The sequence below is a fragment of the Arthrobacter crystallopoietes BAB-32 genome, from assembly GCF_000328305.2.
GTDB lineage: Bacteria > Actinomycetota > Actinomycetes > Actinomycetales > Micrococcaceae > Crystallibacter > Crystallibacter crystallopoietes_A.
Window position 1 is genome coordinate 1 of the sequence record NZ_ANPE02000269.1, and the last position, 7469, is coordinate 7469.

The 7469-nt window shown below is 68.5% G+C and carries 6 protein-coding genes; 4 read left to right on the plus strand and 2 right to left on the minus strand.

Annotation, left to right across the window (positions count from 1 at the left end; genetic code table 11):
• Window positions 1-121: 121 nt before the first annotated feature.
• Both D477_RS19340 and D477_RS19345 read right to left on the minus strand, forming a co-directional pair.
• Window positions 122-1522: an MFS transporter gene (locus tag D477_RS19340; protein WP_005274122.1), complete on the minus strand. Its 1401-nt coding sequence runs from the start codon at window positions 1520-1522 to the stop codon at window positions 122-124.
• Window positions 1523-1552: 30 nt separating this feature from the next.
• On the minus strand, window positions 1553-3043 hold the full coding sequence (locus D477_RS19345) for a PucR family transcriptional regulator (RefSeq protein WP_005274125.1): 1491 nt from the start codon (window positions 3041-3043) through the stop codon (window positions 1553-1555).
• A gap of 172 nt (window positions 3044-3215) precedes the next feature.
• On the opposite strand from D477_RS19345, the gene D477_RS19350 reads away from it, so the two are divergent.
• The 4 genes from D477_RS19350 to D477_RS19365 all read left to right on the plus strand — a co-directional run bounded on the left by D477_RS19350 (window position 3216) and on the right by D477_RS19365 (window position 7265).
• Entirely contained in the window at window positions 3216-4610 is a 1395-nt protein-coding gene (locus tag D477_RS19350; protein WP_005274129.1) for an MFS transporter, read from the plus strand.
• 12 nt (window positions 4611-4622) lie between these two features.
• Window positions 4623-5618, plus strand: a complete 996-nt coding sequence (speB, locus tag D477_RS19355) for an agmatinase (RefSeq protein ID WP_005274132.1) — start codon at window positions 4623-4625, stop codon at window positions 5616-5618.
• Window positions 5619-5812: 194 nt separating this feature from the next.
• The gene (locus tag D477_RS19360; RefSeq protein ID WP_005274135.1) at window positions 5813-6415 is read left to right on the plus strand and encodes a PepSY domain-containing protein; all 603 of its coding nucleotides are present in this window, start codon (window positions 5813-5815) and stop codon (window positions 6413-6415) included.
• Window positions 6416-6503: 88 nt separating this feature from the next.
• Complete coding sequence (locus D477_RS19365) at window positions 6504-7265, plus strand: glycerophosphodiester phosphodiesterase (RefSeq protein WP_005274139.1); 762 nt, start codon at window positions 6504-6506, stop codon at window positions 7263-7265.
• Window positions 7266-7469: the final 204 nt, after the last annotated feature.

Here is a 7469-nt window from a genome sequence, read left to right on the forward strand (position 1 = left end):
CAGGGATTCACCACGAAACGCGAAGAGCCCGTTTCGCTCGCCCCCGGCTTGGCCTTGGCGGTGGCAGCCACCTTGGTGGCGGCCGCCTACGCGTTCCTGCTGAACTGAACTGCCTGGCCGGCTATGACGGGTCCGCGTCCGCGGGTGTTTCGGCCGCCCGGGCATACGAGGCCGACACGCGGCGGTAGACCGGAGTCAGGAAGGCCAGCAGGGCGGCGGCGATCATGATCATGCCGGCCACCAGGAAGACCAGGGCGATGCCGCGGGAGGTGCCCTCGCCCAGCAGCGGGGCGAGCTGCGCGGAACCCTCGGCGGACCGGGCGTAGGGGATGATCCAGAACTGGGCGATCGGTGCTATGAGGAACGCGGTGATTGGCGCCGCCGCGGACTCGAACGCCATGGCGAAGCCGAACACCCGGCCCTGCCGGGGGAGCGGCACCACCCGCTGGATGACGCTCTGCTCGGCGGCCTCCACGAAGGGGATCAGGACCATGTACAGCCAGATGCCGGCGATGTACAGCCAGGCCCACTCCCGCAGCGTGAACACCGCGCCGAGGAAGCCCATCACGACTACGGCTATGAGCATGGTGCGCAGCGGGTTGCGCCCGAGGCCGAACTTGCCGATCAGTGCGCCGCCGAGGATGAACCCGGTGGCTCCGAGCGCGAAGACCGTTCCCCACAGCTCCACGGGGAACATCTCCAGACCGTAGGGATCCATCAGCGCCATGTAGACGCCGCCGATGAAGTTGTTGAATGTGGAGAACAGGATCAGGGCGAACAGTCCGGAAATCGCCAGCACGGCGGCGAAGGAGCCGCGCAGGTCGAACCCGCCGTGCGCGTCCGAGGCAGCTGCGCGCACCTCCTCCGGCATCCGCAGCGTGAGCAGGTGGGCGAACGCCAGCGCGGTAAGGGCCACGGCGACGGCGATCGTCCAGCCCATGCCCAGCAGCCCGACCGACAGGCCGGAGGGCACCGAGGTCACAATGAACATCAGCCCCTGCACCATCCCCACCAGGCCGTTGGCGTTGGCGCGCCGGTCCGGCTCGATGAGGATGGTCACCGTGGTGGACAGGGCGATGTTGCGCATGTTTTCCACGACTCCGCCAGCCAGGATGATCAGCGCGAAGATCCAGAACCACGGCTGGGTCAGGTCCAGCATCGCGGAAGCAGGCGTCAGCAGGAACATCGCCCCGGACAGCGCGAACATCACCAAAGTGAAGGCCGCGGCGAAGCGCATCACAGCCAGCTTGCGGTAGCGGTCCACGAAAGTGCCGAAGCTGATGCTGGAGAGCGCGATCAGCAGCATGTAGGCGCCGCCGATCACGCCGGTGGCAATCACGTTGCGGGTCTCCAGATACACCCAGAACGTCAGGGCGAACCACAGGTAGCTGGTGGTGGTGTTGGCCAGCCCGGTGTTGACCAGGATCCCGGCGAAGGTGCGGGAGCGCTGTGCCGGAGAGCGTACGGAGGTGTCGACGGCGGCGGGAGCAGCCGCGGGACCGCCCGGTTCCTGCTCGGTCATGGGTCCCAGTCTACTGGCGCGCGCCTGCGATCAGCCGGGCAGGGCCTCGTGGATTTGGAGGGCGAACCAGAGCTGGGCGAGCGTCGAGGTTTCGGTCATGTCGAGGCCGGTGAGTTCGCCGATCCGCCGGATGCGGTAGATGACGGTCTGGCGGTGGGTGAAGAGGGCGTCGGCGGTCTTCTGCCAGGAGCGCTGCTGCTCAAGGTAAGTACGCAGGGTCCGGACGAGCTCGGAGTGCTTGTCCCGGTCGTGTTCCAGCAACGGCCCGAGCAGGCGCTGCACAAGGGCCTGGCCTTCCTCGACAGCGGTCAGGCCGAGCCAGCTGGGTCCCTCCGCGTAGCGGGCCAGGCGCTCGCCGTTCCGGGCGGCGGCGCCGGCGGCCCACAGCGATTCCTGCCGGGCACGCTGCAGGCCGGTGGTGTCAGCGGGCCGGCTGAGCCCGACCCGGGCGTCCTGGGGGATGGCGTGGAGAAGAGCGGCGTCGGGGGCATCCGCCGGCAGCACGAGGTGCAGGGTGTCGGCCTGCTGGAGGCTGATGACCGGGAGGCCGTGGCGCCAGAGCTCGACGGGGACGCCGGCGGACTGGCCGGAATCGGCGCCGCGGAGGGAAGCGACGACCAAGTGCCCGGGTTCCAGTCCGAACTTCGCCAGCTGCCGCTCCAGGTCCGCCAGTCCGTACCGGCCTTCGAGCGCGTCGGCCAGGAACTCCGAGCCGAGCCGGCGCTCGTCTTCCAGCGCCAGCATGCTCCGGGAGAGCTCCAGTCCCAGCACCGACGCTGCGTGGAGCAGGACGACGGCGTCCGGGTGCGGCTCGGAGGCGGGGACGACGACGAGGAGCGCGTCCTCGTGCGTCGGGATGTCCATCATCAGCACGTGGCCGGCGGCGGTGTGGTGCCACTGGAATTTCTTGCCCGCCGTGGGGGAGCTGCTGATGAAGGGCTGCAGCGCAGCGGCAAGGTTCCCGGGGAGCGGGGCGCCGTCCGGATGCCACGGGTGGTGGCAGTTCCGGTCGACGACGAAGAGCTGCGCATCCAGCTCGGCGGCCAGGCCCCTTACGAGCGCCTGCCACTGGTTGGGCGCGGCGGCCAGCCGGAGCAGGTCATAGATGCGGGCGGTCTGGCGCAGCCGGCGTGATTCCTCCAGCAACGAGGATTCGGCCACCGACCGCGCGATCGCAATGAAGGGCAGCGGATACGGCACGTTGAGGACCGGCAGCGGCAGCCTCTCGCAGGCTTCGATGAACTCGGCGGTCAGCTCCGGGGCGTGCATCTTCTCGCCGATGGCCAGCGCGCTGGCCCCGGCGGCGACGAGTGCTTCGGCCAGCTCGACCTGGCCCTGCGGGTCCGCCGGGATGGACAGGCCGTTGGTCATCATCAGCTCGCCGCCGGTCACCCACTCCCACAGCCGCGGCAGGTCAGAGGTGTGCGCCCAGGTGATGCGGTGCTGCAGGCCGGCTTCGCCCGCGAGCATTCTCAGCCCCAGCTGCGGCTCGGCGAGCAGTTCCGCAACGGTGATCGACACCTAAGGCTCCTCCCTGAACGTCCGGCGGCCCGCCGTCGTCGTTGGTTAGACAAATGACTAAACGGCCCCTCCGATTGTAGTCAATCAGCGGGTGTTGCGTGTGGCGCCCATCACGAATGATGAACGCACGATGTTTCCGCTCCGGAGTGAGCATTCACGAGAGAGAGCTGCAATGAGCGCAACGAGCAACCTCATTGACGACGCCCCGCTGACCAGGTTCCACAAGAAATTGACGTTCTTCGCCTCGGGCGGGCCGTTCATCGACGGCTACGCGCTGTCGATCATCGGCATCGCGCTGATCACGATGACGCCCGGGCTGGACCTGAGCCCGGGCGAGATCGGGCTGATCGGGGCCGCGAGCCTGATCGGCATCTTCTTCGGCGGCGCCGTCTTCGGCTGGCTGACCGACAAGATCGGCCGGCACAAGATGTACATCGCGGACCTGATTGCGCTGGCGGTCTTCTCGCTGCTCAACGGTTTCGCCACCGAGGTCTGGCAGGTGGTCCTCTGCCGGTTCTTCCTGGGCATGGCGATCGGGGCGGACTATCCGATTGCGACGTCGCTGCTGGCGGAGTTCCTGCCGCGCAAGGTCCGCGGGCGGCTGCTCGGCGCGACGTTCGTGGTCTGGGCGGTCGGCGCTGCGGTGGCCTACGCCGTCGGCTTCCTGCTGCGCGATCTGGGGCCCGATGCCTGGCGCTGGATGGTGGCGAGCCCGGCGATCTTCGCCATCATCACGCTGCTGTGCCGGCTGGGCACGCCGGAGTCCCCGCGCTGGCTGCTTTCCCGCGGCCGGGTGGAGGAGGCAGACGCGGTGATCAAGAAGGTCTACGGGCCGCAGTACTCCGTGGCCGATGTGGCTTCGGATGGCGGCGCCGAGTCGAAGCAGGGCCGGTTCACCGACATCTTCAAGGGGCAGTACTGGAAGCGCACGCTGTTCGTCTCGATCTTCTGGACCGCCCAGGTGATCCCGCTCTTCGCCGTCTACACCTTCGCGCCCGACCTGCTCGCCTCCTTCGGGATGACCGGCGATGCGAATCTCTACGGCGGATCGTTCCTGATCTCGATGCTGTTTGTGGTGGGCGGCGTGCCGGGGCTGTGGCTGGTGGAGAAGATCGGCCGGCGCAAGCTGCTGCTGTGGACCTTCGGCATCATCGCGGTGGCGCTGGCCATCCCGGCGTTCATCCCGGACGTCCAGGCCGGGCCGCTGTTCCTGGCCCTGGCCATCTTCGCCGTGGCCTCCGGGGCCTCGAGCTTCCTGGAGGTGGTCTACCCGAACGAGCTGTTCCCCACGGAGGTCCGCGCCACGGCGGTGGGCTTCGGGACCGCGATCAGCCGGGTCGGCTCGGCGGCCAGCACCTACCTGATGCCGATCGCCATCCTCAACTTCGGTGCCGCCGGCTCGCTGCTGATCGGCGCCGTGATCTCCCTGGCCGGCCTGGTTGCGACCTTCCTGCTGGCTCCGGAGACCGCCAACAAATCCCTGCACGAACTCACCTCGGATGGCGCGCCGGGGGTTCCGGCGGCACCCGCCGCCCCCGCCGCCGTCGCCAAAGCCACCGCTAAGTAAGGAGCACCCCTCATGACGAACCACCAGCCGATCGGCCCCGTCGACGCCACCAAGGTTCCCCGCTACGCCGGCCTGGGCACGTTTGCCCGGCTGCCGCAGATCGACCGCGTGCCGGACTATGACATCGCCATTGTCGGCGTCCCGTTCGACGGCGGAACCTCCTTCCGCCCGGGCGCCCGCTTTGGTCCGGCGGGAGTCCGCGAAGCCTCGCGGCTGCTGCGGCCGGGCTACCACGTGGAGCTCGACGTCGAACCCGTCAACGAAACCCAGGTGGTGGACGCCGGCGACATCGCCTGCACCCCCTACGACATCACCCGGGCGGTGCGCGAGATCGAGGAGCAGGCCCTGCCGCTGCTCGGTGAGGACAAGCGGCTGATCTCGATCGGCGGCGACCACACCATCGCGTTGCCGATGCTGCGGGCGCTCAACAAGGTCCGCGGGCCGGTGGCGCTGCTGCACTTCGACGCCCACCTGGATACCTGGGACACCTACTTCGACCAGCCCGTCACCCACGGCACCATGTTCCGCCGGGCGTTCGAGGAAGGGCTGCTGGTGGAGGACAAGTCCATGCACATCGGCATCCGCGGCCCGGTGTACGACCGGGATGACTTCCTGCGGGACCACGAGTTCGGCTTCCAGATCATCCGCTGCTCCGACCTCGATGTCATCGGCGTCCCGGCCGCGGTGCAGCGGATCAAGGAGCGGCTCGGTGACACCCCGGTCTATCTGTCGATCGACATCGACGTGCTGGATCCGTCCTTCGCTCCCGGGACCGGCACGCCGGAGATGGGCGGCCTGCTCTCCCGCGAGCTGCTGGCCCTGCTCCGCGGACTGAACGGGATCAACATCGTCGGCGCGGACGTCGTCGAAGTCGCCCCGGCCTACGACCACGCCGACATCACCACGCTCGCCGCCGCCACCGTGGTCTTCGACCTGCTGGCCCTGATGGTCAACCGCAGCAAGGTCGTCTCGGCGCTCGACGAGGAGCTGGAAGCCGCCTCCGTCTGACGGCGCGCTTCCTCTGCCAGTGAGCCCGGTGGCCCCTCGGTGGCTACCGGGCTTACTGCTGCCGCCAGCGGTCCCGGCCTGACGCAGGGAAGCAGGGCGCCGCCGTCGTAATTGCCCGAAGTGACCAGACTCAATTGCCGCCGATTCCGGGGAAGCTCTGGCAAGGGCCGCCGGTAGCTGCCAAGAATGGGGCCATGGAACCGCTGAAGAAGAACCTGTCCGTTGTCTCGATCGCCGCCGGCCTGGCCCTGGCGCTGTCCGCCTGCGGGGAAGACAGTTCCGCCACGCAGGCCCCGGCTGAGGACAAGGCGCAGGAGCGTGTGGAGGCTCCCGGCGGTTCGCCGGCCGCGACGCCGGACGCGACCGAGGACACCAGCAGTTCGAAAGGTGATGGAAAGCCCGACGCGCGTGCCGCCGTCGAAACCGCCGTGGCGGAAGTGGACAATGGCACGGCCGTCGAGCTGGACTTCAGCGATGACCGGAAGTCGTGGGAGGTCGAGCTGGTCAGCGCCGACACCGAGCAGGAGGTGCGCGTGTCGCCGGACGGCAGCGAGGTGCTCGGGCAGGAGTGGCTCGGCGAGGCCGACGAGGAGGACCGCTCGGAGCTGCAGGGGGCCAAGGTGACGCTGGCCGAGGCGCTTGGGGCCGCGCAGCAGGAGGCCGCCGGGGAGATCAAGGAGGCCTCGCTGGATGACGACGAGAACGACATCCCGGTCTGGGAGGTCGAGGTCCGGGTCGAAAAGGAGCGGAGCGAGGAGGTCCGGATCAACGCGGCGACGGGGGAGCCGATCCGGTAAACGCCTGACGGGCGCAGTGATGGGCACTGTGAAACGTGTCCCCCAGCGGATGCCAATTCCCGGCATGCCCCGTGCTTGACTTGCCGGTGTGAAGTTTCGCTATCTGCTGGCCGCGGCGCTACTGCCCATGCTTGCTGGCTGCACATCCGGCCCTGACGACGGTTTCGTGTTCGTGGCGCACCGTGGCGGGGACGAGATGCATCCGGAGTCCTCGCAGGAGGCGTTGACGGCGGCCGCGGATGCCGGATTTCCCGTCGAGTTCGACCTGCGGAAACTGCGGGACGGCGGCTGGGCCATTGTCCACGATCCCGCAACGGACGATTCGGTTCGGAGTGTCTCCGGTCCCATTGAGGACATTACCGGCGCACAGTGGGACGCCGCCCGGCTCAGCGACGGCGGGCGCAGCGGGCGGACTGCGACCTGGGACTGGGTCGTCGACGAACTCCCGGACGATGTGCTGCTGGTCCCCGAACTGAAGGACCGGAAGATCACGGCCGACGATTTCGCCGAGGCAGTGCGCCGGGCGGGTGTGGAGGACCGAGTCATTGTGCAGTCGTTTGATTTCGCAACGGCAAAGCGGCTGGCCGGGCATGGACTGGACACGCTGTTTCTGATGACCGCGAAGAGCGCAGAGAGCCCTGCAGAGATTGCTGCCGCCGGAATCTCCCACGTGGGCCCGAGCAAGGCGACAAGCGAGGCGAGGCTGCGGGAGCTCAAGGAGGCAGGTCTGAAAGTCTGGGTCTGGACGGTTAACGACGCCGAGTCAGCGGCGGACCTCCGCATGTCGGGTTACGTGGACGGGGTCTTCACGGACAAACCGCATGCTCTTTCCGGTGGGCGAATCGAGTAGGGCCGGCTCTGGCCGTCGCGGTATGTCGGCGGGACAATGAGGCATGGAACAGCTCAGGAAGAATCTGACGGTTGCTGCGGCCGGGGCGGGCCTTATGTTGTCGATGGCGGCGTGCGATGCCGCGGAGCCGGGACCGACGACGCCGGCTCAGCCGACGCAGACCCCGATGACCGAGGAGCCCGGTGCGACCGGCGGGGCCTCGCC

Excerpts from the sequence above, each read along its gene's own strand:
- speB (WP_005274132.1), top strand. The coding sequence starts at position 4,623 with ATGACGAACCACCAGCCGATCGGCCCCGTCGACGCCACCAAGGTTCCC.
- D477_RS19350 (WP_005274129.1), top strand. The coding sequence starts at position 3,216 with ATGAGCGCAACGAGCAACCTCATTGACGACGCCCCGCTGACCAGGTTC.
- D477_RS19340 (WP_005274122.1), bottom strand. The coding sequence starts at position 1,522 with ATGACCGAGCAGGAACCGGGCGGTCCCGCGGCTGCTCCCGCCGCCGTC.
- D477_RS19360 (WP_005274135.1), top strand. The coding sequence starts at position 5,813 with ATGGAACCGCTGAAGAAGAACCTGTCCGTTGTCTCGATCGCCGCCGGC.